The sequence below is a fragment of the Candidatus Coatesbacteria bacterium genome, assembly GCA_014728225.1.
Classification (GTDB): domain Bacteria; phylum RBG-13-66-14; class RBG-13-66-14; order RBG-13-66-14; family RBG-13-66-14; genus WJLX01.
In genome coordinates, this window is record WJLX01000012.1 from 1 (window position 1) to 25,957 (window position 25,957).

Below are 25,957 nucleotides of genomic sequence, written 5' to 3' on the forward strand. Positions count from 1 at the left end.
CACAGCGCCTTCTTCACTGTCGAGGGCACCCCCAACAGCCCCGTCCACCCCGCCTCCTGGGGGGCGATCAAAGCCCTGGATTAGCACCTCAGCCAAACCCGCGATAACCAAACCGGACGGGCCGACCCGTCCGGTTTGCTCCACGGCGCAGGCGGCGGCGCGGTTGTTGCCCGCGGTCTCCCGAAAAGGGAGACCGCGGTGAGCAAGAACCGTGACGCCGCCGGCCTAACGGTGGTAGTACGCCTAGGGCAGCTTGACCGTCACCTGCAGAGCGCTGGTCTGGGAAAGCTGGACCTCGGTGATCTCGTCCTCGTCGTAGCGCAGCTTGAGCCCGGCGCTGAGCTCCAGCCAACCCGTCAGTGAGACGCCCAGGCTGTTGACCCAGTCGACGTCCATCACCGTCAGCTCGTCGAAGGGGGCGAAGATGTCGAGCTGGGAATCGAAGCTGACGATCTCGTTGACGGCCAACTGCCAGTGGCTGGTGAAGAAGGCGCCGCCCTCGATCTTCGCGGTCTCGACCTCGGTCGTTTCCGGATCGTCGGACCAGACGGTGTACTCGTCGGTCAGGGTCTCCTTGAGACCGAAGGACAGCCGGGTGCTCCACCACTCGAACCACTTGCTCTCCACCCCGGCGGACTGGCTCATGTAGAGCGGATCGGCGAAGGCCGAGACCGCCACCGGCGGCTCTGTCTCATAGTCGTAGCCCGGGGCGAACTGGGTAGTCAGGGTGGCCTCGGCGAACAGCCGCGCCAGGGGCGAGAGGGCGTAACCGGAGCGGGTGGCGAAGTCGATGCTGTCCGCCGAGGTGCGGAAGTCCTCGTCGCCCTGCTTGGTCTGGGCGAAGGCCAGGCTGAGTTCGCTGTTCCAGAAGAACTCGCCGGGCTCGTAGTCCAGGGTACCCTCGAGGCCGGAGGTATAGGCCAGGGAGTTCTCGCCGCCGGCGGCCCAGTTGCTGAAGGAGGCCTGGGAGAGACCGGCGCTGAGATGCAGGCTGTAGCTCCAGGGACCGTTCGCTTTCTCGGCGGGCTCTTCCTGGGCGGCCAGGGGGACGACCAGGGCGAGGAGTATCAACAGGCACAGGGTGGAATGCATGGTTTCCTTTCCGTTGTAACGACGGCTGCGCTGCGGGTGATTCGTGATCACGGGACCGCCCCGTAGACCTTCCACCGGTCCGGCTCAACCGAGCGACAGTTCGTAGACGTACATCCAGTTGAAGCCCTCCTCGCCGCGCAGGCCGGCGGCCAGGAAGGTTTTTTCCAACGGCAAAGGCACCGGGGTCCAGAGGTCGGCCCCGGGATGCAGGTGGCGGATCAGCCGTCCCAGGGCCTGGACGAAGGCCGCGTCGAAGGCCGCCGGCTCGCCGCTGACGGCGCTGAGATAGAGGTGATCGGGACGGGGATCGCCGGCGTAGAGCGGCGCCGCGGCGCGCAGGCCCCGCGGTCCCCGCCGGACCAGGATCGGTCGTCCACCCAGGGCTTCCCGCAGGCGCTGCGCCGTGGCCGCGGGCAGCACCCAGCCCCGGGACAACAGTCCGGCGTAGTGCTCGCGACAGCCGGCCAGCAGGAAATCGAGCACCCCGGGCTCGTCGATGTCGACGAGGGCCAGATCGTCGGTTCCGGCGGTGACTGCGGCGCGGTTTTCCAATGGTTTTTCCCGAGAGTAAGGATAGCCCGCGAAGGGTAAAACGAGCACCTTGCGGAAGCCGCTGCCGGCGGCGAAACCGACGGAACGGTTGCTGTCCGCCGTCGACCAGCGGGCCATACCGTGTCCCAGCCGGTGCAGCTCGGCCATGGTGAACTCGTGGAGCCGTCGACCCAGCCCCAGACCCCACTGCTGCGGGTCGACGCGCAGTCCCTCGAGCCACCATTCGTCGTCGGCCAGGCGACGCACCCGGCTGACGCCGACCAGGCGGTCCCGCAACTCGGCGACGTAGACGCCGCCTTCGGCGATCCGGCGATCGATGGAGACAACGAGGTAGTCGTGACCCTCCCAGATGGTGCGGACCATTTGCCGAATCGGCTCGGCGTCGGCCGGCCGGGCGGGACGAAAGCTGAGCTCGTCGAAGTCTGCCAAGGAACCTCCCCTAGCCCGCGAGCGTTATCCAAATACTAGACAACTATAGCATATCCACGCCCGGACGAGCGGACCTGGCAATCCGCCGCTCGACGGTCTATACTTGAGCAATCGATAACCACCGAGGCGGTGCGGTAATGGAAGACAAACCCCAAGGCCTGGAGCGCGACTTCAACGGTTTGGAGCCTGTGCGCTGCCCGTACTGCGGCCGGCGCTCCTACCCCACCCGGCCCCAGCCCCGGGTACGCTGCGCCTGGTGCGGTCGCGGGTTCCAGGTCCGCCTCGAGGGCGAGGACCCCTGGTACGAGCAGGCCGTCAAGGACCTCAATCGCGCCTTGGCCATCAAGACCGACCTCTTCCTGGCCTATCACAACCTCGGCCTGGCCTACAGCGAGATCGGCCAGTACGAGCAGGCGATCACCGTCTTCGAGAAGGAACTCAAGCTCAGCCCCGATGACGCCGACACCTATTTTTTACTGGGGATGGCCTACGCCGGGGCGACTACCCAGTACAAGCGGGCCATCGCCAACCTGGAGCGCTACCTCGAGCTGCGTCCCGAGGCCACGGAGCGGGAGGAGATCCGCCGCCTGATCGCCCGGCTGGCCAAACTGGAGCAGGAGAACGGCGGCAACGGTCGGCACTGACCAACCCACTGACCAACCACGGACCAGCGGCGGAAAAAGACGAGCCCCCGGGGGCTCGATTGCTTTTCCGCAGGATTGATGCTGAACCGTAGTTTAGTCGGAGCGACGCCGGCGGAACTTTGAAAAAGGGTTGCGGAACCTAGTCCGCCACACCGCCTTTCCCCGCCGGAACCGGCACGGTTTTTGCATCTCGGCGACCGTTACGACCGATTGATAACGGTCGGCCTCCGCAAAAACCGTGCCGGTTCCGGCGGGAGTCCTATCAACTCGCGCTGCGTCGGCGAGGCCTGTTTTTCAAAGTTCCGCCGGCTAACCGTTTTTGACGGTGATGTTGAAGGTTCGTTCGCCGACCTTGACGCGGACTTTGACCCGTTCGCTTTCGGGGTTGACGCGAATGTTGAGTCCGTCGGAGTCGCCGTCGACGGAGGCCTGCCAGGTGACCCGGGTGGCGGTGGCTTCGAGGACGCGGTCGTCCTCGCCGGCGGCGTAGTCGCCGCCCTTTTCGAAGCCGAGTTCGTAGTCGGCCAGCAGGGTGCCCTCGCCCTCGATGATCTCGGCGGAGCCGTCGAAGCCCTCGAAGGGCGGGTTGTCGTAGCGGTCGAGGTTGCCCCAGCGGATTTTGATGGTTCGGCCGTCGTCGTGAAGCCAGGCGTTGGCGCGGTTGTGATCGCCGACGGCGCTGATCAGGATCACCCGTTCGAAGTCGCCGGCGGTGACTCGGACCCGGGCGTCGCCGCCCCGGGGTTCGACGTGGACGTTGAGGCCGTCGCCGTCGGCGGGGCGAACGGAAGCCTCCCAGCGGACGACGTCGGGGCCGTCTTCGAGGATGCGGTCGTTGGAGCCGCTGGAGTAGGAGCCGTCGCTTTCCCAGGAGTGGGTGTCGGTGACAGAGAGCTCGGCCCGACCGACGACGACGGTCACCTCGCCGTCGAAGGTTTCGAAGGGTGTGCTGGGGAAGGCATCGAGATTGCCCCAGCGAATCTTGACGGTCCGGTTGTCGTCGTGGAGCCAGGCGTTGGCGCGGTTGGGTCCGACCTCGCCCTCCTCGGGCGGTCCGCCCATGGTCCAGTTGGTCACCGAGCGGGTCAGCGAGCGTTCGTGCATTCCGTTGAGATCTACGACGAATTCGCCCAGCCAATCGCCCAGATGCAGGTGAACGATCTCTTCACCGGTGACCGTAATCCCGAAGGTCAGTCCGTCGGTGTCGTTCTGCGAGCTGGCGCGCCAACTGAGGTAATCGGGGCCTTTGTCGACGACGGCGTCGTCGCCGCCGGAGTCATAATCGCCGCCGGAGTCCAGCAGCTCATGGTTGATGACCGTGCAGGGGCTTTGCTCGGGGTCGAGGAAGCCGTCGAAATAGTTCAGTCCAACCCCGGGTCGGTTGTCGAGGTTGCCCCACTCGAGTTCGAAGACCAGCTGGGCGCGCTCGTCGTTGATCTCGCGCCGGGAGACCTGTTCGAGGCGCAGGACGTTGCCGGCGGAATCGAGTTGCAGGCTGGCGGCTCCCTGGGCGGCGGCGGGTACTCCCGTGGCGGCGTAGAGGGTAACGAGCAGCCAGGCTGGCGGACGGCTTTTCATCAAGTTCATCATAGTCGATAGCGACAGGCTTGGCAAGCTGGAGACCGCGTCTCCTGTTCGTTTCCATCCTCTTGCGGCTCGTTGTTCAGGGCGCGTCGATGGCCGGTCCGTCGGGGTTCCAGACCGAGGTCGATTCCTGCAGGGAGTCTTCGACGAGGTTGCCGGCGGCGATTTTGAACTCGCCGTGCCAATCGCCGACCTTGATATGGACGACGGTGTCGCGATTGGTGATCACGCGGACGGTTAGGCCGTCGGTCTTGCCGACGGTGCTGGCCCGCCAGCGGACGTAGGCCGGGCCGTCGTGGGTAACTTTGTCGTCGAGACCGTTCTCGTACTTGCCGCCGTGGTCGAACATCCGCACATCCACCACCCGGCATTCGCCGTGCTCGGGAGCGACGAAGCCGTTGAATTTCTGGAAACCGACTCCGTCGACGCCTTCGAGGTTGCCCCATTCCAGGAAGATATTGACGGCGCGGCGTCCGCCTTCGAGTTCGGCGGTGGCGCGTTGTTCCACTTTGAGCATGTTGCCGCTTTCATCGACCCGGATGGTCATCGCAACGGCGGATACCGCCAGCAGCAGCGTAAAGACGAGTAGGATTCTGCCACGCATCTTTTCCTCCTTGATGGTGAAGGTGGGTTGGAACGACATTAGTAAATTATAGCGGGTGCTGGATTAGTTTGCAGAGGTGTTTGCGGGGTTTTCGGGCCGGTTTGTCATTTCCGCTCGCGGATCACCGGTCCGGGGTTGCCTGGTAAGCGGAACGCCTTTGCCGTATTGCACCGGGCCGTCACATTTCTTGCACTTGCAACGAACCCTTGGTCGGGTTCGTTGCGCAAGAAATGCGCCGGCCCTCGCTTGTTGCCGGATGGCGGGCGTCCGGCGAGATGCGCGACGGGCGAGGGGGAGCTCATCGCCCCGGCGGGTATCAGCAGTGTAAGACGTGCTGCTGTGCGGGCGGGTTTATTAGACCCGCCCGCGAACTACCATTGGTAATGCCCTGCTGGCGGGCAGACCCTGGCGTGGGCCGCCGTGGATCAGGGTTGGGGGCGGTTCGCCGTTAAGGGGTGACCGGCTGGCTCGCAGAGCCCGCCCGACAGGGCTATCGGGTTGCGGCCGGGGCCAGAGGAGTCAGCCCACGCTTCGTCCTGGGTGGTTGATCCGTTCCTTTCTCACCCCGGCCCGTGAACGATCTTCCTCCCCGGCGGAGAGGGAAACCGATCCGGTGGGTCAACGGCTGATCACAAACCGTCGGGTCGCCCCTGAACCTTCTCCCGCCAGTCGGGCGAGGTAGACGCCCGGTTGGTATTGTTCCACATCGAGGAGGAGGGTGTGACGACCGGGGGTCGCCTCCAGGGTTTCCGTAGTTATCCGGCGGCCGGTGAGATCATAGATAGTCAGCGTCGCTGAGGCGCAGCCCTCGGGCAGGGTGTAGCTGAGCGTCAGGGCGTCGGCGGCCGGGCTGGGATAGGGCTCGTGAAGGGTCAGCCGCTGCGTCTGCGGTGGCGCGACGACGGCCTCCGTCGGGCCGTAGCGCTCGACCGCGCCCGCGTCCCCGGTGATCTCCAGCCAGTAGGAGTAAGCCTCGCCGGGGGTGACGCCCCGGTCCAGCCAGCGGGTGGTTCGCCCGTCGAGGGCACCCGAGACGGCGATGGGATTCTCCCGGCCCCGCAGGACGCGAAGGCCGGCGGGGGGCTCGCCCTCGACGGCCCAGTCGACCAGGACGCCGTCCCCGCCGGGCGCCGCGCTCAGCTCGACCGCGCCGACGGGGAAGTCCTCGAGGGGGTCGGCCAGGGCGGCGGTGTAACCTACCGCGGCGCGCAGGACGTCGGTGCCGAAGGGCCAGTAATCCTCGTAGTTGGCCAGCAGGTCCGTGGTGGAATGGTAATGCGGGTTCTCGTCGTAATCGTTCTCGATCAGCAACAGGGCGGGGTAGCCGTTGTCCCAGAACGGCGAGTGGTCGCTCCACTCGAAGGCGGGGTCGTAGCTGGTGGCGACGTTCAGGTCCGGGACGTACTCGGCGGCGAAGGTCTCCAGCCCCGTGGCCAGATCGCTGGATTGGCCGTCGTAGGGCACCCAGACGGTGTAGCCCTCCAGGCCGTCCCACAACACCATGTCGACGTTGATCACGCCCTGGATGTCGTCGCCGGCGGCGTAGGCCTGGTCGGCGTAGTAGGTGCTGCCGCACAGCCCCTGCTCCTCGGCGCCGAAGCAGATGTAGCGCAGGGTGGCGTCGAATTCATACTGGGAGAGGACGCGGGCGGCCTCGAGTACGGCGGCGGCGCCGCTGCCGTTGTCGTCGGCCCCGGGGGCGTCGTCCTCGCTGTTCCAGGGATAACCCGCCGTCGAGTCCAGGTGGCCGCAGATGATGTAGATCTCCTCCGGCGTGACCTGCCCCGGCTGCTCGGCGATGACGTTGTAGCAGGTGAAGGTGCTGCCGTACCAGGGGTCGGCGGTGAAGGTCTGAATCTCTCCGTCCAGGCCCAAACCGTCCAGATAGTCCTCGGCGTAGAGGCAGGACTGGTAATACTGATCGTGCCGGGCGCTGCGGGTGACGAAGTCCTCCAGCTCCTGGATGACGTCCTTGATCTCGTCCTCGCTGACGGCGTCGACGATCTCGCTCAACTCCTGGTCGTCGGACCACGCCGGTGACGGACCGCCCGAGCTTTCGACCATGCGCGCCGGCGAGGCCGTTCGCAGGGGCAGGACGCCGTGGAGACCCTCGAGGTTGAAGCCCGGCGGCAGCTCGCCGTTCCAGCGCACCAGATAGAGCTGGTCCCGCCGCCAGACGACCACGCCCAGTTCGGCCGCTTTGCCCACCGCGGCCGGATCGTTGACCAGAACACGCAGGTACTCCCGGGTCTCGGCGTCACGGTCCAGGACGACGGCGTCGGGCGTCGCCTCGCCGAGGCAGACCGCGTAGTCGGCGCCCCGAAGAACGATCCGGGCGTCCGCGGGCGGAACGTCGCCCTCGTACAGCACCAGATCGGCGGCGCCGCCAGCGACGGCGAGCAACAGCAGAAACAACAAAGAAATCAAGGAAATCGCTCGGCGGATCGACATACGAACTCCATCGCGTTGGTGGTCGAAGGGCGGGCGGTTGATACCGGAGCAGCGCCCGAGAGACCGTTGACGAAACGGCTGCGCGGTCGGGCTCGTCGCGGTCGGAACCGGCACGGTTTTTGCGGAGGCCGACCGTTAACGTCGGCCGTAACGGTCGCCGAGATGCAAAAACCGTGCCGGTTCCGACCGCCGTGGCGTTGTCGGGTGTCGGCGCGGCGGGCCTTGCGTCAACGGTCTCTCGGGCGGCGGAGCGGGACGGCTCACTCGACCTGGTAGAGTTCGAGGTTGACGAAGCTGGCGAAGCCGCGGCGGACCTTGAGGTTGGTCATCGGCTGCAGGGTGCGCAGCTCGGTGGGGTCTTCCTCGCCGAGGAGGGCCCGGGCTTCCAGGAGGTAGTAGGTTCCGGGCGCCACCCCGACGAGCTGGAACTCGCCGATGTAGTTGCTGGTGGTGGTCTTGTAGGGGCGGCTCTCCTCGTATTCCTCCCGGGTGCGGTAGACCGCCACCGTGGCTCCCGGGACGGCGGTGCCCCGGATCAGCACCCGACCGACGACGACGCCGGTGGTCTGGGGGTCCATCTCGATGGTGTCGGAGCGGCCGTAGCGTCCGCCGTCGAGGGTGGGGATGCGCAGGGAGTTGAAGATCGAGATCAATTCGCGCAGGTGGGCGTGGAACTCGTCGGCGGGCAGGCTGGCCTGCATGGTGTAGCCGACGCTGTTGCGCAGCAGGTAGCAGACGACGTGCCTGGTCGTTACGGTGGTTGCGCTGACGGGATCGGTGACGCCGTCATCGTAGACGGCCAGGTAGGGTTCGCCGCTGGCCAGTTCCCGCAGCAGTTCGGCCATCTCGTCCAGCTCTTCCTGATCCGCGGCGCTTTCAGCCTCGGCGGCGCGGACCTCCGGGGTCTTGTAGGGCACGCCCGTGGTCTGCTGGAGGGCTATCAGCCCTTCCATCACCGTCATATCCTCGATGATCACCTCACCGGCGTCGGGGTCGTCGTCGGCGGGTTCGTCGCTAGGCGTTTCCGGCGCGGGTGTCGGCTGCTCGCTCTCGGGGGGCGTTTCCGGGTACGCTTCAGGATCGAGGCCCTCCTCGGGCAGCGCCTCGTCGTCGAGCTCGCCGACGAGGGGTTCGGCGCTGTATTCGATCGGCCGGGGCAGCAGTTCGGGCTCCCGGCCCTCCCAGGCCTCGATCAGGGCCTGGACGCTGGTTTCGGCGCCGCGAACGCCGTAGCTGTTGCGGGCCAGCTTGCGATGGTCCGACGGGGTGTCGAGGGAGTCCATCACGTCGACGTAGACGCGGAAGCCGACGCGGCCGTCGGGGCTCTGCAGCAGGACCAGGGCGGCGCCGACGTTCTTTTCCACGCTCCAGCCCGCCGGGGCGGTGACCTGGAAGCCGTAGTCGGTGTTTGAGTAGGTCTGGCCGGTGATCGAGGTGCGGGCCGTCGCCGGGGCGAGGATACCCCAGGCCAGCAGCGCGGCGGCGGTCAGGCTCCAGAACGGTCGGCGCAGGTGTTTCATCGCGTCCATTATAGCACCCCGGACGCCCGGGTCAATGCCGTCGTTGATGCCCCTTGCAGTACCGGCCTCCAATCGGCTATGCTATTAGCCGTCCAGGGTCGATTCTACCGCGAGTCCCCGGGAGGGCGACTTTGCCGCTGTTCATGTTCACCGACATCCAGGGTTCGACCCGGCTGTGGGAGAAGCACGGCCGGGCGATGGCCGAGATTCTCGAGCGCCACGACCGCCTGGTGGAGCAGACCGTCACCGAGTTCGGCGGGCGGATCCTCAAGCATCTGGGTGACGGCTTCTTTATCATCTTCAACGAAGGCGGCGATCCCCTGGGCTGCGCCCTGAGCCTGCAGCGGCGGATCGGCGCGGCGGACTGGAAACCCGTCGGCGATCTGCGGGTGCGCACGGCCCTGCACGCCGGCGAAGCCGAGCGCCTCGGCGAGGACTATTTCGGTCCGGTGATCAACCGTACGGCCCGGCTCTGCGACGCCGGCTGGGGCGGTCAGATCCTGCTCTCCCCCAGCGCCGCCGACTACGGACCCCTGCCCGAAGGGGCCGAACTGGTCGAGCTGGGCTCGCACCAGTTGCGCGACCTGGACCGGCCCCAGGAGATCCTGGCCCTCGACCACCCCGAGCTCCCCCTGCGCAGCTTTCCCGAGCTGCGCACGATGAGCGCCCGACCCAACAACCTGCCGCCCCAGTCGACCCCCTTCGTCGGCCGCGTCGAGGAGCGCCACGAACTGCACCGGCTCCTCGATAAGGAAGGCGCCCGCCTGCTGACGATCACCGGCCCCGGCGGGATGGGCAAGACCCGTCTGGCCCTCCAGGTGGCCGCCGAGCGGCTCGACCGCTACGACGACGGCGTCTACTTCGTCCCCCTGGCGCCGCTGGCCGACGTCGAGCAACTGGTCCCCGCCGTCGCCGAAGCTTTGTCGTACAGCTTTTCGCCCGGCTCGGAGCCCCAGGAGCAGCTGCTCAACTATCTCGAGGGCAAGCGCCTGCTGCTGGTCCTCGACAACTTCGAGCACCTGACTGCCGGGGTCGAGCTGGTGGCCGATATCAACGAGCGCGCCCCGTCGATTAACGTGCTGGCCACGAGCCGGACCCGCCTCAACCTGCGGGGCGAGCAGCTCTACACCATCGCCGGCCTGCAATTCCCCCGGCACTGGGAGCCCGCGCCCGAGGATCATTACAGCGCCCTGCACCTGTTCCTGGAGAGCGCCCGGCGTCTGGAGCCCGACTTCGTCATCACCCCGGACAACGTGCGCCAGGTTATCCGCGTCTGCAGCCTGGTCGGTGGGATGCCCTTGGGGATCGAGCTGGCGGCCAGTTGGGTGCGCACCCTGGAGCCCGCCGAGATCGTCGAGGAACTCGAGAGCGGGTTGGACTTCCTCGACACCGAGCTGCGCGATCTGCCCGAACGCCACCGCAGCCTCCTCGGGGTGGTCGACTACTCCTGGCGCCTGCTGAGCGAAGGGGAGCGGACCGTCTTCAGCTCGCTGGCCGTCTTCCGCGGCGGTTGCGACCGCGCCGCCGCCAAGGCCGTCCTCGGCGTCGGCCCCCGGGAGCTGATGAAGCTGGTGGATAAGTCCCTGCTGGAACGGGGCAGCGACAAACGCTATCGGATGCACGAAGTGGTGCGCGTCTTCGCCGAGGAGAAACTGGCGGCGGAACCCGAGCGACGGGAGAAGCTGCGCCTGGCCCATGTCGAGTACTTCAACGAGTTCCTGCAGCGGCGGCGCAAGGGTCTCAGCCGGGAAGAGGGCGCCGCTCTGCAGGAGTGCCGCCGCGAAGCCGACAATCTCAACGCCGCCTACGGTTACGCCCTGAACACCGGCGATCGCGAGCTGCTCGCCGATTATCTCGAGGTCTTCTCCGCCTACATCAACGCGACCTACCGCCACCGCGAGCACCTGGAGCTCAGTCGCCGGGGCCTGGAGGTCCTGCCGCGACGGGACGATCGCGCCGACGGTCTGCTGCTGGCCGCCCAGGCCTCCTCCCTGGCCTCCCTGGGGCGCTACAAGGAGTCGATCGATTACGCCCGGCGCTCCTACGAGATCTTCGAGAAACTCGACGACGTCAGCAACGCCTACTACGTCATCTACCGCCTCGGCGCGGCCTACTTCCGCACCTTTCAGATCGACAAGGCCCGCGAATACTTCATCAAGGCCCTCGAACTGGCTCGACGGCTGGACAGGCCCATGAGTCTGGCCAGCGCGCTGCTGGCCATCGGCGATATCGAGAACGCCAGCGGCAACCTGCACCAGGGGCTCGAGTACTGCAACGAGGCTCTGGAGATCAACCGCCGCGAGGGCCGCCGGACCGGCGTGGTCAACTGCCTGATCACCGTGGCCGACATCTACAACCACCTGGGCGACCTGCGCACCGCCTACGAGCATCACGCCGAGGCCGTGCGCATCGCCGACGAAATCACCTACCTCCACGGCAGCGCCCTGGGGCGTTCGGCCCTCAGCGAGGTCGGTAACAAATTGCACCGGGGGCGCGTCAACCTCATCACGGCGCGGCGCTCCCTGGAGTTGTTCCAGGAGATCGGCGATGTCTACTGGCAGAACAACGCCCGCAGCGAGCTGGGCATCGCGCTGACCGACGAGGGCCAATACGACGAGGGTCGCAGAATGCTCGATTCGGCGTTGAGCAGCTATCACGAAGAACGCGTCTCTCCGCTGATCGCCTACGTCGAGAGGTATCTGGGTCGACTCGAACTCTTCAACGACGATCCCCACGCCGCCCTCGCCCACTTCACCCGCAGCCTCGAGCATTACTCGCTGAAAGAGTACTGGAGGCCCAGGCTGCAGGTGGAACTCTACCAGGTCTGGGCCCGTCTCGCCGCCGGAGACAACCGGCGAACGCTCGCCGAGCTGGAGAGTATCGCCGCCGATTTCCACCGCTGCCTGAGCGGCGAAACCGATGAAAGCGGCGGCGTCATCGGGATCGGCCTGCACACCCTGCGGGGGCTGTCGCTGCGCTCGAGCGGCGCGGACCCGGCTGCAGAGCTTGACGAGGCCCGCCGCCTGCAGATCGCCGAGGAGAACGGTGAAGTCGACGATTGCGGCCTGCTGCTGGGGCTGGAGTTGTCGAGGGTCCTGCCCATGGACCCCGCCGCCCGGCTGATCGCCCGGCTGGCCGACGACGAGCGCACTCCGCGCTATTTCGCCCTCCAAGCCGCCGAGCTGCGCCGGGAACGCGGCATGCCCGTCGTCAAGCTCGAAGCCCCCGAGGACTACAACCGGGGCTACCAGGCGCTGCTGGCGGAGCTCGCCCGGCCCTGAGCCGTCCCGCGGCCCGCCCCGCCCATCCCCGCTCCCCCGGGGAGCGGTTCGGGGCGGGTAACACACGCCTTACGGCCGTCTACCCAGGCCCCGGCGCGGTTATTGCGCAACGCCCCCCGCTGCGGGGGGCGTTGCCGCGCAAGAACCGTGACGGGGCCGGCGGGCGGCCCGGGGTGGAGCGGGCGGGTTTGCCCCGGGGTGGGCGGGGTAGTACAATCGGCATCATGCTGGAGTTGCGCGACGTCAGTCTGGAACGGGCCTGCGGCCTGGGCGGACCCTTCATCCGCCGGAAGCGCTTCACCGTCGCGGCGGGGCTGAATTGGCGCCTGCCGGAGCGGGGTTTGGCGCTGATTCGGGGTCCGGCGGGCTGCGGCAAGACCAGCCTGTTGCTGCTGCTGGCGGGCGCGCTCAAACCGGCCGCCGGTGAGTTGTTTATCGACGGTCGGCCGACGCGGCGCCGGGGTGGGCGTCGCCGCCGTCGGCTGTTCGCCGGAAACCTCTATCTGGGGCCGGAACCCGCGGCCTGGCAGTTGGAGGAGCGGGTGGGGGAGCTGTCCGACGAAGCCCGGGCTTGGGCCGCGGAGCTGACGGGGCTTTATCACGACGATGCAACGCGGCTGGGTGAGCTGTGCCGCTGGGGGCGGCTGGCTCTGGCCCTGGGGGCGCGGCTGGCTCTGCGGCCCCGGGCGCTGCTGCTGGATGATCCCGCTGCCGGATTGGACCCGGGCCGGATCGACGATTTGGTGGGGGCGATAAAAAAAGCGGCCGCCGATCGTTTGGTGGTCGCGGCTGCGGCGGAACCGGGCTCGCTAGGTGCGGCCGCCGGGTTGACTTTGGTACTCGCTCAGTCGTCGCCGGGGCACTCCTCGAGCCGGGCGGCGAACTCGTAGACAGCGTTGAGTTGACTCTCGGTCTGGATCGAGCCCGGGCGCAGGCGACGGACGTAATCGACGGCCTCCTCGGCATCCCAGCCCCGGCTGATCAGATAGGCGGCGATGACGGTGCCGGTCCGTCCCAGACCCATGTAGCAGTGGACGAGGATCGCCTCGCCGGCCCGGCGGGCCTCCTCGATGACCGCCACGGCGCGACGCAGCTCGGCGATGCTCGGGGCGGTGAAGTCGACGATCGGCAGGTGTTCGATGCGGCTGAAGGGTAGTTTGCCCAGCCCGACGCCCAGGGGTACCTCGGTCAGGGTCAGCAGGCGGCGGATACCGAGCTGCCTCAGGGCCTCCAGCTCGCGCCGCAGCCCCGTATAGGTGCCCGGCTTGCCCATGGCGGCCAGTTCACCCTCAATGTACCAGGTCAGATCGGGCAGGTCGGAGTGGGTGTTGGAGTCGCTCAAGGTTTTCACCTTTCGGCATTACCGTATCGTATTGCCATCGAATTGCCGCTGAGTCGCGAACTGCTTCTTATCCATGACTGCAACGAAAGTCTGCAACGAGATTAACTCATTCTGACAAGAAATGTCAAAAACCCCCGAAAATAACGGGGATTTACGACGCGCTGCCGCTGTGGAGCCTACTTGTCCTCGAGGTCGCTGATGGCGTTGTCTTCGTCGACGTAGACGACGCGCAGGTTGTAATCCTCTAGCTCATCGTCGTCGAGGAGGCGGTAGGCCAGGATGATTACCTGATCGCCGACCTGGGCCAGGCGGGCCGCCGCCCCGCGGATACTGACCGTGCCCGAGCCGCGCTCCGCGTCGATCAGATAGGTCTCGAAGCGGTCGCCGGAATCGATGTTGAAGACGTGCAGCAGCTCACCGGGCAGGAAGCCGGCCGCCTCGTAGAGGTCGGGATCCAGGGCGATCGAGCCCTCGTAGTCCAGCTCGGTTTCGCTGACGTTGGCGCGGTGGATCTTGCCTGTGACCATCCGGCGCAGAGCCATGGGACGGCCTCCTCGGTAGCGGTGGCGCTCAATGAGGTTTGACCAGGCGAAGTATAGTCCGCTACACTCGGAGTGTCAAGGCGGACCCCGCGGGGTCGAAAAGGAAGGGAAGGCCGATGGAACCTGCCATTACACTGATCACGGGCTGTTCGTCGGGCATCGGCTTGGAGACGGCGCTGCTGGCCGCCCGGCGGGGCCACCGGGTCTACGCCACCATGCGTAACCTGGACAAGCGCGGCCCCCTGCTGGAACGGGCCGCGGCGGAGAAGCTGGAACTCGAGCTGCTGCGGCTGGACGTCACCGAACCGCAGAGCATCCGCGCCGCCGCCGCCGAGCTCGAAGGGCGCGAGGGCCGGCTGACCAATCTGGTCAACAACGCCGGCTTCAGCTACTTCGGCATCCTCGAACACTTCTCCGACGCCGAGATCCGCGACCAGTTCGACACCAACGTTTTCGGGGTCCTGCGGACGACCCGGGCGCTGCTGCCGCTGATGCGTCGCGATAAATCACCCCGGCGGACCCTGGTCAACGTCTCCTCGCTCACCGGTCGCGTCGTCTATCCGCTGATGGGGCTCTACGCGGCGACCAAGTTCGCCGTCATCGCCCTGACCGAAGAGTGGCGCCACGAGCTGCGACCCTTCGGCATCCGCGCCGTCAGCGTCGAGCCCGGCGCCATCGACACCAACTTCGGCCGCGGCTCCCTCAAGCATCCGGCGGCCTACGACGGCGCCTCGCCCTACCGCGCCGTCGTCGAGACCGTCGAGAAACGCTTCGCCGCGATGACCACGGCCGAGGGGGGCTCACCGGTCACCGCCGCCCGGACGATCCTGCGGGCGATCGAGGCCCGCAAGCCCACTCTGCACTGGAGCTGCGGACCCAAATCCAAGCTCGCCACCTTCGCCCTGCGCTGCGCACCCTACAGCTTCGTCGAGTGGTCGATGCGGCGGGACGCCGGTCTGAACAAAAAAGGAAAAACCCCGGAAAATGATTGACGGAGCACTAGAAAACCATCACCTTGTCCGCCGTCGAGATGGCGTCGACGGCATCGTCCAGCCCGGCCACGGTGACGAAGTCCAGCAGGTCCTCCTCGCCGAGGTCGCGCTCACCCATCTCCGTCCGGCAGGCGAAGATCTCCGCTTTGTCCAGCACGGCCAGCATCTGTTGGGGATTGTAACCCAGGCCCTTCTCGACGTTATAGAGCCCTTCGGCGTATTGCGGTCCGCTGCGGGCGCAATAGACGCCGTCGGACATCAGAAAGACCGTCAAGTGCACCGTGGGCAGGCGCATCATCCGCCGCGCCAGGCGCAATCCCGCCCGGGCGACGTCGTTGCCGAAGGGCGGGTGGGTGATCACCAAGACCAGTTCCATTCAACCTTCCAGGCTCGGGATCGAAGCGCTGCGGCTCTCGATCCCGCTTGAGCCGGTTATACGGTCCAGCAACGAAGACGATAAAGAAGAACGGCTAGAGGGTCAGCACCTTGTCCGCGGTCGCCGTCTCTTCGTTGAGAATATCCATCGTACCCTTCTGGATGCCCTCGAGCATGTCGCCGTCCTGTAAGCCCCGCTCGCCCATGCAGGTACCGCAGGCGTAGATCGTCGCCTTCTCCAGGATCAGCGAGACCAGTTGCGGCGCGCTGAACGTCTGGGCCTCCAGCTCGCCGTAGGAGCCGTTGGCGTACTCCGCTCTCTTGCAGGCGCAGTAGACCGCTTCCGCCATCAGAAAGATCGACAGCTCCACGCCGGGCTCCTTGAGCAAGCGGCGGGCGATCCGCAGGGCGCTGCGGGTGGTTTCGTTGCCGTAGGGCGGGTTGGTGCAGATGATGAAGACGCGCATGGAGACTCCTCGCAGATTGAAGATTAGCTAACGTCGACCCGGGCGATTATATTACCCACGGCGGTTTTTTGCCAGTCCGCCGACCGGAGTGCCGAAAAACAGCCGCCGGCGCCCCGGTCTACACCCGGCCGCGCCGGAACTGGCACGGTTTTTGCATCTCGGCGAGTTCAACCAATCGGCGGGCGGTGGCGCCTCCGCAAAAACCGTGCCAGTTCCGGCGCCGGCGCTTTCCACGGCGCCGGGGCGGGGCGGCGGCTTGGGCGGGCTGTTTTTCGGCACTCCGGCCCCGGCGGGCCGTTCTGATCGGCTGGCAGGCGGAGCCCATGACCAACGAGTTGCAATTCGAGTTATCGACCGTCGACGGCGCCGCCCGTCGCGGTCGTTACGCGGTGTGCGGGCGCACCGTCGAGACGCCGGCCTTCATGCCCGTGGCCACCCAGGCCACGGTCAAGACGCTGGATTCGGCGGACCTGGAGTGTTTGGGCGCCCAGCAGCTCGTCTGCAACACCTATCATCTCTGGCAGCGGCCGGGGCCGGAGCTGGTCGCCGAAGCCGGCGGTCTGCGCGGCCTGATGGCCCTGGCGGAGGATGGTCCGGCGCTGCTGACGGATTCGGGCGGCTTCCAGGTCTTCAGCCTTTCCGGGCGCAAGGGTCGCGGCGTCACCCTGCCCGGTGAGACGGCGAGGGACAAGGGCGAGGGCTGGGGGCCCCTGGACGGCGAGAACGCCGTGTCCGAAGGCGGTGGCGCCCCCGAGACCGAGCCGTCGATCGTCAGGCGGCTGGACCGCGAGGGCGTCGTCTTCGCCTCGCCGCTGGACGGCAAGCGCTACCGGCTGACCCCGGAACGTTCCGTCGAGGTTCAGCATCGACTGGGCACGGACATCGTCATGGTCCTCGACGAGTGCACCCCCTATCCGGCGACGCCGGAGGAGGTGGGGCGCTCCCTCGAGCTGACCCACCATTGGGAGGAGCGCTCCCTGGTGCGGCACCGGGAGCTCAACGCCGCCGCTGGGACCCGACGGGCCTGTTTCGCCATCGTCCAGGGCGGGATGTACCCGGAGCTGCGCGCCCGCTCGGCGGCGTTCCTCGCCGGGCTGGAGGCCGACGGCTACGCCCTGGGCGGGCTGTCCGTCGGCGAGCCCAAGTCGATCTATCGCCGGGTGCTGGAGGCGTCGGTCGAGCTGCTGCCCGTCGACAAGCCGCGCTACGTCATGGGGGTGGGCACCCCGGCGGACATCGTTCACGCCGTCGGCCGCGGCGTGGACCTCTTCGACTGCGTCCTGCCGACACGCAACGCCCGCAACGGCCAGCTCTTCACCTGGGCCGGCCGGCTCAACCTGCGCAACGCCCGTTTCAAGAGCGATCAGGGTCCACCGGACCCGCAGTGCGGTTGTCCGGTCTGCCGTCGCTACAGCCGAGCCTACCTCTCCCACCTGATCCGGGCCGGCGAGTTCCTGGCCCTGCGCCTGGTGACCTACCACAACCTGCACTTCTACCTGGAACTGATGCGTCGGCTGCGCCAGGCGATCGAGAACGGCGGCACGGCCGCCCTCGCCGAGCGCATCGCCGAGGCCTATCCCGAGTGAAGGCGCCGATGACCAGCGACGATTACCGAAGCGCCCTGCGCTTCTTCCCCGCCGAACCGGGTCAACAGGTCCCCCGGGCCCACTTGCTGAGCCGTCGGGGCGAGCTGCGCTGCGGCGACTGCTGGGCCGCTGTGCTCTGGGGCGACGAACTCTGCCTGGGGGGCGATCCTTTCGGCAGTCCGGTGGATCCCGGTCGGCTGCAGGATCAGGTCGAGGTCGACATCCGCCTGTCCTGCGAGGTTCCGGCCCGCTCGCGGATCACCGCGCCGGCGGGGGAGCCGGCGGCGTTGGGCGCCCTGCCCGGGGCCGATTGGCGGGGCTTCTGCTACACCCCCGCCGTCTGGACCCCCCTGTTGCGCGCCCGTTTCGCCGAGGTCCAGGCCTGGACCCGGGTCGGTTTCGTCGGCGCCGCCCCCTACCCCACCCCGGAACACCCCGTGCGACCGTTGGAGCCCGGCGACGAGGCGGAGCTGGTCGAATTCGGCCAACCCTGGCTGTGGAAGTACCACGGCTCGGCCGCCGGCTTGATCACTGCGGGCCGGGCCCGGGTCACCCTGGCGGACGGCCGTCCCCGGGCCGCGGCCGCTGTCTTCGCCGCCGACGACGCCTACGCCGAGTTGGCCGTGGTCACCCACCCCGGCTTCCGCCGGCGGGGTCTGGGTCGGGCCGCCGCCGTCGCCCTGGCCGCCGCCGTCGCCGCCGAGGGCCTGACACCCTATTGGGAGACCGGCGCCGACAACGTCGGCAGCGTGGCCATCCCCCTCTCCCTGGGCTGGGAGCAGGTCAAGCTGACGCCGATGTACACTATCAACCGCCGCCCGCCGCTGGACTGACGACGACGCCCGCCGGGCCGGCGAGCAATGAAACGGGCGGGTCTGAGGACCCGCCCCGCGTCCAACCGTCCGCCCATTTAACCCCCTCCCGCTCCCCGCCGAGGAGGAAACTAGATTTGGGATTATCACCTGATTATGACCAAGCGCGAAGTCTGCTCCCGAGGTGGTTTAGCGCGTTTTCGGCGTCTCGATGGTTGAAGCTGAACGACCTTTCACGGATAAAGAGTCTGCCGTTACGCTTGAAGCCGTCGTGGTAGGCTTTTTGGCGGCGCTTGGCGTGGTCCCGGAAGTCTCGAGGCCGTTGATATGCACCTTGCCGTTGACCAAGGTCTTGTCATGGTTGATGCGTTTATGGTGAAAGCCGTTGAGCGACAGTTTCTTATTGGCCTTCCAGTCGTCGGAATAGACGATCATGTCCAGCGCGGCCTGGCGAGCGGCGGCGCGGCGCCGGCGCGTTGCGACGCCCCGGGGACGACGCTTGAACAATTTGCCGCAACGCTTGCGCCGATACCGCCCGTCGGCGCAGCGGTAGTTGCAGCTGGGACGGTTGACGCGCCGCTCCCGCAACCCGCTCTTCCCCGTCACATTGCCCCCTCGTCAGTGGCGGGATGACAGACCCGTTCACACCACGGGAAGAACCCAACTGCAATAGCTGATGTTCACCTTCCGTGATGATCCCCTAGATTTACCCCGACCCATGCCGCTGCTTCCCGCACGGGCGACCGCCTCCGGTCGCCCGTGCTCGATCCGGCACCGACGAGGGCCGGCGCGTGTTTTTGCGCCGCCGGACCGGACGGGTCCGGCGGCGTTGCAAAAACCGTGACGGCCCGGCGCAGCGGCGACAATGGTTAAAAAACGACAACGGGTCGGCCCGCGCCGACCCGCTGCAACAATAACCCGTCGATCGCCCTAGCCGAAGCTCAGCACGACCTGGATCTTGTCCAGGATCATCAGTACGCCCAGGGCCACCAGTAGCAGACCGCCGATGATCTCGACGACCTTCATATGCTTCTTGACCTTCTCGAAGAAGTTCAGGGCGGCGTCGATGGCCAGGGCCGTCAGGATGAAGGGAATGCCGATGCCGATGCCGAAGGCGGCCAGCAGGATCACCGCCCCCCAGACGTTGGCCTGCAGGGCCATACCGATGATCCCACCCAGAAAGCCGCTGGTGCAGGCGCTGAAGGCGAAAGCGAAGGTCAGACCCATCAGGAAGCTGCCCACCAGGGTGCCGCTCTTACCTTTGAAGCTGCCGCCGCCGCCGATATAGTTGAGCACGGGGATGTTGACGAAGCCGGTCATGTGCAGGCCGAAGAGGACGACGATGTGCCCCAGCACCATGAAGAAGATCCGGCGGAAGGGGCTGCCCGGCGCCATGTTGACGCCGATCAGGCCGAAGACCGCGCCCAGCAGGATGTAGACCACCAGGATGCCGAGGAAGAAGAACAGGGCGTTGAAGAACATCTTGCGCAGGTTGGCCCGCTTGCGCTTCTTCTTCTCCTCGGGGGGCAGGGCGTCCAGCTCCTCGCCCTTGAGCTGGCCCAGGGAGAGGCCGGTCATGTAGCTGATGTAGGCCGGGATCAGCGGCAGCACGCAGGGGGTGAAGAAGGTCACCAGACCCATCAGGATGGCGGTCAAGAAGCCGCCGAAGGAGAACTCCGGTGTACCGTCGACGGCGGCGAAGGCCCCCGTTGGCAGCACCAGCAGCAGGATCACGGCGACGAACAGCAGGCGGCGCTTGGACACGTGAACACCTCCGAGGCGATTTAGCAAAAACGAATGCGTTATCTTACCCCAGCGGCGGGGTGGATTGCAAGGTTGCTAATATCGTCCTTCCGGGCCTTCGGGTTCGGTCTCCAGCGGCGGCGGACCCGCGGCCTGGTCGACCACGGACAGGGTCAGGGCGCCGGTCTCCCGGGCCCGCTCGTCCCGGGCCAGCCCCGGCACCCATAACGGTCCGGCGGCGTCGGCGATCACGGGGACGTGCTCGCGCTCCCAGGCCGGCACCCGGCTTTCGGAGAGGATCTTTTTCAGCTTTTTGGTGCCGACGCCGGACAGGCGCAGGGCGTCGCCGTCGATCCGGCTGCGCAGCGTCAGAGGCAGATCGGCGGTTTCGACGCTCAGGTGACCCAGAGAGCCCGTCATGGGTTTGTTCGACAGCTCGACCAGGTATGAACCCCACTCCCAGCGGCCGGGATCGTCCAGTTCCAGGGGCGCCGGCGGTTTGGGCAGCCGCTTCGGCCCCAGGCAGATCTTGTGCCAACTGCGGCGCAGGCGCAGGCTCTTGGGCAGATCGACGGCGGCCTGCTCGTTAGCGCCGCGGACGAGATCGGCCATCTCGACCAGGTGGGCGCTGGTCAGGTGGCCGCGCCAGCCGACGACGGCGGCCCAGACGGCGCGCAGCGTCTCGAACAGCAGGGCCTCGTGGATCTCGATCAGGCGCTGGATGCCGTAGACCTCACCCCAGGGGCCGGTGCCCAGGTAGGTCTCGGCGGCGAGTTCGTCGCCGCGGCGGCGCAGGAAGTCTCGCTGGCGCGCCAGGATGCCCGAGGCCCGGGCGATGTTGTGCAGCACCTCCGGATTGACCTGGGCCAGCAGCGGCAGGACCTGGTGACGGATCAGGTTGCGGGCGATGGCTTTGTCCCGGTTGGAGGGGTCCTCGATCCAGCCCACCCCCCGGCTGCGCAGGTAGGCCCGCAGGCGGCGGTGGCGCAGGTTGAGGAAAGGCCGCCAGAGCTCGCCGTCGTCGACGACCATCCCGGCCAGGCCGTCCAGACCCGCCCCCCGGGTCAGGTTGACGATCAGGGTCTCGACCTGGTCCTCGAGGGTGTGCCCGAGGGTGATACGCCGGAAGCCCTCGCCGCGGCACAGCTCGCGCAGGAAGGTGTAGCGGGCCTCGCGGGCGGCGGCCTCGCCGCCGGAGCGGTCGGCATCCTTCCAGCGCCGCAGGTAGCTCTTGACGCCCAGCTCATCGCAGAGCTCGAGAACCCGGGAGGCGTCGGTGGTCGAGTCGGAGCGCAGCCGGTGATCGAAGTGGGCCACGGCCAACTCGAGGTCCAGTTCGGCCTCGACCAGGGCGCGCAGCAGGGCGGTGGAGTCGGCGCCGCCGGAAACGGCCACCAGCACCGGCGTACCCGGCGGCGGCGCCGAGTCGGTCAAGGCCTGGGCCAGGGGAGCAAAGGTTTCCTCGGGTGGAGTCCCTGTCTGACGGGCGGGGGGGGTCATCGACCTCCTGCTGCTATTTACGGGTCGGGGCTTTGGGGTGCATCACGGCGCAGGGGATGATCATCTCGGGCATCGAGACGCCGCCGTGCTGGAAGGCGCCGGCGTAGTAGCGTCGCTGCTCGTGCTGACGGTAGGAGTAGACGAAGTTGTAGTCCTCGAGGGCGATCAGGTAGTTCTTGCCGATGCGCTCGGCGGGCAGGCGCCATTCGCCCGGACGGTCGATCAGCAGGGCGCCCTCGCCCTCGTAGCGCAGGTTCTGGCCGAACCACAACCGCAGGCCCTTGCTGGTGCGCTTGTCACAGTAGGCGATCACGGCCCGGCGGGTCTGGATGCTGCCGTGATCGGTGGTGATGACCACGGTGCAGTCGCGGCGGGCCAGCTCCTTGAGCCCGGCCAGCAGCTTCGAGTGGGCGAACCACGAGGCGGCCACGCTGCGGAAGCTCTGCGGCGTGTTGCTCATCTCGCTCAGGACGTCGAAGTAGGCCCGCTCGTGAGTCAGCACGTCGACGAAGTTGATCACCAGGGCGTAGAGGGTGGGATCACGCCAGCCGCGGAACAGCTCGGCGATATCGGCGTCGGCGCTGGTGCCGCGGGCCTTCTTGTAGCGCGGCCGTCGGGGCGGCTGGACGCCGTGGCGCTCCAGGCAGGCCCGCATCAGCTCGGCCTCGAACTTGTTCAGGCTGGCGTCCTCTTCGGAACGCTCGATCCACCAGTCGGGATACCGCTCGGCGATCTGGGCCGGGAAGAGGCCGGAGAAGATGGCGTTGCGGGCGTAGTTGGTGCTGGTGGGGATGATCGAGAAGTAGGGGAAGTCGTCGATCAGCCAGTCGGCCTCCAGGAAGCGCCGGAACAGCAGCCAGGCGTCGTAGCGCATGGCGTCGATGACGATGAAGTACACCGGCCGTTTCTGGCCCAGGAAGGGGAAGACCACCCGGGGCAGGATGTCCGGGGCCAGCAGGGGCCGGCCGCCCTCGTCGGCGATCCAGTCGCGGTAGTTGTCGATGACGAAGCGGGCGAAGTGGGCGTCGTCCTCGCGCAGCAGTTGGTGGTGCAGGTCGTAGAGGTCGCGGTCCCGGGCGCTCTCCAGGGCGATATCCCACTTGACCAGGCTGACGTAGCGCTCCAGCCAGTCGTCGGGGTCGGCCAGCTCGTCCCGGGAGCTGTCGAGCTGGCGCAGCTCGGTCATGTAGCGCTGGACCAGGCTTTGGGCCTCCAGGGCCCGGGCCTCGAGGATGCGCTTGAGCACGCTGACCAGCTGGCTGGGCTTGACCGGCTTGACGACGAAGTCGTCGGCCGCCAGGCCGTAAGCCTCGTTCATCAGCTCCTCCTGCTCCCCCTTGGTGACCATCACCACGGGGAGCTCGGGGCGGATGCGCTTGAGTTCGGCCAGGGTCTCGGTGCCGGTCAGGCCCATCATCTGCTCGTCGAGGAGGACGAGGTCGAAGTGCTGCTCCAGCACGGCGCGCAGGGCGTCGTCGCCGTTGGTGACCCCGGCCACCTCGTAGCCCCGGCGCTTGAGGTACAGCACCTGGGAGCGCAGCAGCTCGATCTCGTCATCGACCCAGAGGATCTGCTTCTTCATCGGCGGCTCTCTTCCAGGATCCCCCGGTTAACGTTACGGACGGCCCGCCGGTTTCAAATCTGTCCGGCCGGGGCGAGCTCGATGGTGAAGGTGGTGCCTTCGCCGAGGCGGGAATCGACACTGATCCGCCCGTGGTGGTAGTCGCTGATGATCCGCTTGGCCAGGGTCAAGCCCAGGCCCCAGCCGCGGTGCTTGGAGCTCTTGCCGGCGTCGAAGGCGTGACGCCGCATGTGGCGGGTCATCCCCGGGCCGTCGTCGGCGATCTTGATCACGACCAGGTCGCCCCGGCGTTCGAGGGTGACCTCGATGGAGCCCACCGGGGTGCTGACGCCGGGATCCAGGGCCTGCTCGACGCGGCGCTCCCGGGCCTCGCGGGTGCGGGCGCCGGCCTCGGCAGCGTTGCGGATCAGGTTCTCCAGCACCCAGCCGAAGAGGATCGGGTTGAGGGGCACCGGCGGCGTGTCCTCCAGCCGCGTCTTCAGGGCGACGTTGGCCAGGCTGATCCGTTTCCGGCAGTATTCGACGGCCTCTTCGACCACGGGCCGCGGGTTCAACGGCTCCAGCTCCGGGGCCGAGCCGACCACGGCGAAGCGGTTGACGATGGCCTCCAGCCGGCCGATGTCCGAGGCCAGCTCGGGCAAAACGTCGGGCAGGCTGGCCGGGTCGTCCTTGAGCAGCTCCAGCCAGCCCAGCAAACTGGAAACCGGCGTGCCGAGCTGGTGGGCCGTCTCCTTGGCCAGACCGACCCAGATGGCCTGCTGCTGGGACAGACGGAAGCGGTGGTTGGCGTACAGCCCCAGCCCGCCGAAGAGGATGATGAAGCCGATGCCCACGCCGGGCACCCAGGCCAGGGAGCGGATGAAGTCGGGCAGGCGGTAGTGCAGGCGGAACAGCTCGCGCTCGAAGACTTCGCCGGTGGCTCGGTGGGTCTTGCGCTGGACCAGGCTGACCGGTTCGTTGGCCTCGTCCATCTCCTTGGCGATGCGCAGGATCTCCAGGCGGGAATCGCTGTCGACGGGTTTGAGTCCGCCGGGCATGTTGCGCGAGGTGACGATCCGGCCGTCGACGGTGGTGACGACGGCGGGAAAGTCCAGCATCCCGCGCAGGCTCTCGACGATCTCGTCGAGCAGCCCCTGGGGGACCTCGGTGGCCGAGAGGATGGCCGACGAGACGTCGGCGTAGGCCAGGGCGACGCTGCGGTACTCGTCCTCGAGGCGGTTGATCAACAGGTTGGAGTAGACGAACAACCCGACGCCGACGAGGACGAAGAGCAGGATGAAGTACAGGGTGATCCGCCGTAGAACCATCTCAATCGCCCGGGGGGGTCTCCAACAGCAATCCGGCCTCGCGCTCGCAGGTCGCCGCCAGCTCGCTGAGGTGGCCGACCAGACCGGCGGGCTCGACGACGACGGGCAGGTCCAGGGCCAGGTACAAGCGGCGGCCGTCGGGGTGCAGGGCGTACTTGTAGCCCGCCAGGGCGAAGCTGCGCTCCAGGGCCCGGCGGGCCAGGGCAGCGCCCAGCAGGGGCGGGGTTTCGCCGTCGGCCGGGGCCGGCAGCTCCACCAGCAGGGCGCTCAGGAACAGCCGACCCTCGTCCAGATAGACGGTGATCCGCCAGTCACTGCGCCGGCCGGCGTAATCGACGTACAGGCGTCGGGGCTCGGCGGGATCGCTGGTGACCGTCAGCCCGGCCTCTTCGAGGGCTTGCAGGTATTCGACGGGGGCGGGCGGTTCCGCGTCGGTGGTCGGGGGCGTCGCGGCGGTCGCGGCGGCCAGGGCCGCGATGAGCAGTACCGGCGCTGCCGACCGCTGCTTCATGCTTTGGGGAAACCTCATTCCGGCGTCGCCTCAGGGAAAGACCGCCAGTCCGCGCAGCTCGCCCTCGACGGGCGCCAGCAGCTCGATCCGGCCCGCGGCCGAGGTGCCCAGCCGGCGGTAGATACCCGGACCGGCCTCGAGTTCGGCATAGAAAAGAACGCTCTCGTTGTCGGTTTCGACGATCGGGAACAGCTCGTCGCCGGGCTCGTCGGTCAGCCGGCGCAGTCCGCTGTTGTCGACGTTATAGAGGAACAGGTCGTAATCGCCCAGTCCCTCCGGGGAGTCGGGATGGATGACGCCGCCGCGGTTGGAGGCGAAGACCAACCAGCGGGCGTCGTGGCTCCAGGAGGGTTGGATGTTGTCGGCGTGGTCCTCGACGAGGCCGTCGAACAGCTTGACACCGTGGTCGTAGCGCCAGATGTCCCGGCCCGAGGAGACGGCCTCGCCGGGATGGAGCTCGGCGTCGACGGTCAGGGCGAGGAAGTTGCCCCGCTGGTCCCAGCGGGCGTCGACGACACCGTTGTACAGCTCGGTGTTGACGTCCAGGGACGGAGAAACGCCCGGCTCGGTCAGGACGCGCAGCACCGGGCCGTCGGAGTCGTAGGCCAGGTAGACGACGCCCTCGTTCCAGCTTACCGGGGCCGGAAAGCGGTCGTCGATCAGATTGTGCGTCAGCTTCTCGACCTCGCCGCCGTCGACGGGGACGCGGTAGATGTCCCAGTCGCCGTCGGCGTCCGAGGCGAAGAAAACCCACTCGCCGTCGCTGGAAAAGGCCGGCGAGGTCTTGTCGCCCCCGGTGAAGGTCAGCTGTTCGGTCGTCTCCTGCGTCCGATCGAAGAGGTAGACCTCGTCGGAGACGCCCCGGGAGGCGACGTAGGCCAGGCGGGGTTCGACGTTGCCGGCGCAGCCGGCGGCGAGCAGGGCCGTCGCCGCGGCGAATACGATAAATGGCTTGCTGCGGAACATCGCTTCTCTCCAGGCTGGGGAGGGGTCGGAACTCACGCCCGGTAGCATAGCAGATTGGAGCCGGTGCGGTAAAGC

General features: G+C 67.4%; 23 protein-coding genes. 6 read left to right on the plus strand and 17 right to left on the minus strand.

What is annotated here, in order from left to right:
- Positions 1 to 243 precede the first annotated feature (243 nt).
- Positions 244 to 1,092, minus strand: a complete 849-nt coding sequence (locus GF399_01040) for a DUF3078 domain-containing protein (GenBank protein ID MBD3398899.1) — start codon at positions 1,090 to 1,092, stop codon at positions 244 to 246.
- Positions 1,093 to 1,176: 84 nt separating this feature from the next.
- A complete protein-coding gene (locus GF399_01045; GenBank protein MBD3398900.1) occupies positions 1,177 to 2,073 on the minus strand; it encodes a GNAT family N-acetyltransferase in 897 nt (298 codons plus the stop codon).
- 137 nt (positions 2,074 to 2,210) lie between these two features.
- Between GF399_01045 and GF399_01050 the strand changes: the two genes are divergently transcribed.
- Complete coding sequence (locus GF399_01050; protein MBD3398901.1) at positions 2,211 to 2,717, plus strand: tetratricopeptide repeat protein; 507 nt, start codon at positions 2,211 to 2,213, stop codon at positions 2,715 to 2,717.
- A 309-nt stretch (positions 2,718 to 3,026) separates the two neighbouring features.
- Here the strand turns inward: GF399_01050 and GF399_01055 are convergent, their stop codons facing one another.
- The 4 genes from GF399_01055 to GF399_01070 all read right to left on the minus strand — a co-directional run bounded on the left by GF399_01055 (position 3,027) and on the right by GF399_01070 (position 8,885).
- Positions 3,027 to 4,295, minus strand: a complete 1,269-nt coding sequence (locus tag GF399_01055; GenBank protein ID MBD3398902.1) for a hypothetical protein — start codon at positions 4,293 to 4,295, stop codon at positions 3,027 to 3,029.
- 85 nt (positions 4,296 to 4,380) lie between these two features.
- Positions 4,381 to 4,905: a hypothetical protein gene (locus GF399_01060; protein MBD3398903.1), complete on the minus strand. Its 525-nt coding sequence runs from the start codon at positions 4,903 to 4,905 to the stop codon at positions 4,381 to 4,383.
- A 618-nt stretch (positions 4,906 to 5,523) separates the two neighbouring features.
- Complete coding sequence (locus GF399_01065; GenBank protein ID MBD3398904.1) at positions 5,524 to 7,332, minus strand: M28 family peptidase; 1,809 nt, start codon at positions 7,330 to 7,332, stop codon at positions 5,524 to 5,526.
- A 284-nt stretch (positions 7,333 to 7,616) separates the two neighbouring features.
- Positions 7,617 to 8,885, minus strand: coding sequence for a hypothetical protein (locus GF399_01070; GenBank protein MBD3398905.1), 1,269 nt, complete (start codon positions 8,883 to 8,885; stop codon positions 7,617 to 7,619).
- A 122-nt stretch (positions 8,886 to 9,007) separates the two neighbouring features.
- Between GF399_01070 and GF399_01075 the strand changes: the two genes are divergently transcribed.
- Complete coding sequence (locus GF399_01075) at positions 9,008 to 12,157, plus strand: tetratricopeptide repeat protein (GenBank protein MBD3398906.1); 3,150 nt, start codon at positions 9,008 to 9,010, stop codon at positions 12,155 to 12,157.
- 131 nt (positions 12,158 to 12,288) lie between these two features.
- Complete coding sequence (locus GF399_01080; GenBank protein ID MBD3398907.1) at positions 12,289 to 13,047, plus strand: ATP-binding cassette domain-containing protein; 759 nt, start codon at positions 12,289 to 12,291, stop codon at positions 13,045 to 13,047.
- Here the strand turns inward: GF399_01080 and GF399_01085 are convergent.
- Together GF399_01085 and GF399_01090 are read right to left on the minus strand one after the other, a co-directional pair.
- The gene (locus tag GF399_01085; GenBank protein ID MBD3398908.1) at positions 13,002 to 13,499 is read right to left on the minus strand and encodes a hypothetical protein; all 498 of its coding nucleotides are present in this window, start codon (positions 13,497 to 13,499) and stop codon (positions 13,002 to 13,004) included. The genes GF399_01080 and GF399_01085 overlap by 46 nt on opposite strands.
- 176 nt (positions 13,500 to 13,675) lie before the next feature.
- Positions 13,676 to 14,041: an aspartate 1-decarboxylase gene (locus GF399_01090; protein ID MBD3398909.1), complete on the minus strand. Its 366-nt coding sequence runs from the start codon at positions 14,039 to 14,041 to the stop codon at positions 13,676 to 13,678.
- A gap of 116 nt (positions 14,042 to 14,157) precedes the next feature.
- Between GF399_01090 and GF399_01095 the strand changes: the two genes are divergently transcribed.
- Positions 14,158 to 15,033 (plus strand): SDR family NAD(P)-dependent oxidoreductase, encoded by an 876-nt coding sequence (locus GF399_01095; GenBank protein ID MBD3398910.1) that lies wholly within the window; start codon positions 14,158 to 14,160, stop codon positions 15,031 to 15,033.
- Between the two features lie 7 nt (positions 15,034 to 15,040).
- Here the strand turns inward: GF399_01095 and GF399_01100 are convergent, their stop codons facing one another.
- On the minus strand, positions 15,041 to 15,409 hold the full coding sequence (locus GF399_01100; GenBank protein ID MBD3398911.1) for a hypothetical protein: 369 nt from the start codon (positions 15,407 to 15,409) through the stop codon (positions 15,041 to 15,043).
- A gap of 94 nt (positions 15,410 to 15,503) precedes the next feature.
- Positions 15,504 to 15,875 carry a hypothetical protein gene (locus GF399_01105; GenBank protein ID MBD3398912.1) on the minus strand — a complete coding sequence of 124 codons (372 nt, stop codon included), beginning with the start codon at positions 15,873 to 15,875 and terminating at the stop codon, positions 15,504 to 15,506.
- 323 nt (positions 15,876 to 16,198) lie between these two features.
- Between GF399_01105 and tgt the strand changes: the two genes are divergently transcribed.
- Both tgt and GF399_01115 read left to right on the plus strand, forming a co-directional pair.
- Positions 16,199 to 17,461 (plus strand): tRNA guanosine(34) transglycosylase Tgt, encoded by a 1,263-nt coding sequence (tgt, locus tag GF399_01110; protein ID MBD3398913.1) that lies wholly within the window; start codon positions 16,199 to 16,201, stop codon positions 17,459 to 17,461.
- An 8-nt stretch (positions 17,462 to 17,469) separates the two neighbouring features.
- On the plus strand, positions 17,470 to 18,294 hold the full coding sequence (locus GF399_01115) for a GNAT family N-acetyltransferase (protein ID MBD3398914.1): 825 nt from the start codon (positions 17,470 to 17,472) through the stop codon (positions 18,292 to 18,294).
- A gap of 168 nt (positions 18,295 to 18,462) precedes the next feature.
- On the opposite strand, the gene GF399_01120 is transcribed toward GF399_01115, so the two are convergent.
- From GF399_01120 to GF399_01150, 7 genes are all read right to left on the minus strand, one after another.
- The gene (locus GF399_01120; GenBank protein ID MBD3398915.1) at positions 18,463 to 18,861 is read right to left on the minus strand and encodes a hypothetical protein; all 399 of its coding nucleotides are present in this window, start codon (positions 18,859 to 18,861) and stop codon (positions 18,463 to 18,465) included.
- 342 nt (positions 18,862 to 19,203) lie between these two features.
- The gene (locus GF399_01125) at positions 19,204 to 20,037 is read right to left on the minus strand and encodes a hypothetical protein (protein ID MBD3398916.1); all 834 of its coding nucleotides are present in this window, start codon (positions 20,035 to 20,037) and stop codon (positions 19,204 to 19,206) included.
- Between the two features lie 75 nt (positions 20,038 to 20,112).
- Positions 20,113 to 21,516 carry a tRNA lysidine(34) synthetase TilS gene (gene tilS / locus GF399_01130; GenBank protein MBD3398917.1) on the minus strand — a complete coding sequence of 468 codons (1,404 nt, stop codon included), beginning with the start codon at positions 21,514 to 21,516 and terminating at the stop codon, positions 20,113 to 20,115.
- A gap of 13 nt (positions 21,517 to 21,529) precedes the next feature.
- The gene (locus GF399_01135; GenBank protein MBD3398918.1) at positions 21,530 to 23,098 is read right to left on the minus strand and encodes a response regulator; all 1,569 of its coding nucleotides are present in this window, start codon (positions 23,096 to 23,098) and stop codon (positions 21,530 to 21,532) included.
- 53 nt (positions 23,099 to 23,151) lie between these two features.
- A complete protein-coding gene (locus GF399_01140; protein ID MBD3398919.1) occupies positions 23,152 to 24,405 on the minus strand; it encodes a hypothetical protein in 1,254 nt (417 codons plus the stop codon).
- A 1-nt stretch (position 24,406) separates the two neighbouring features.
- The gene (locus tag GF399_01145; GenBank protein ID MBD3398920.1) at positions 24,407 to 24,916 is read right to left on the minus strand and encodes a hypothetical protein; all 510 of its coding nucleotides are present in this window, start codon (positions 24,914 to 24,916) and stop codon (positions 24,407 to 24,409) included.
- 30 nt (positions 24,917 to 24,946) lie between these two features.
- Positions 24,947 to 25,930 carry a hypothetical protein gene (locus GF399_01150; protein ID MBD3398921.1) on the minus strand — a complete coding sequence of 328 codons (984 nt, stop codon included), beginning with the start codon at positions 25,928 to 25,930 and terminating at the stop codon, positions 24,947 to 24,949.
- Between the last annotated feature and the right edge of the window lie 27 nt (positions 25,931 to 25,957).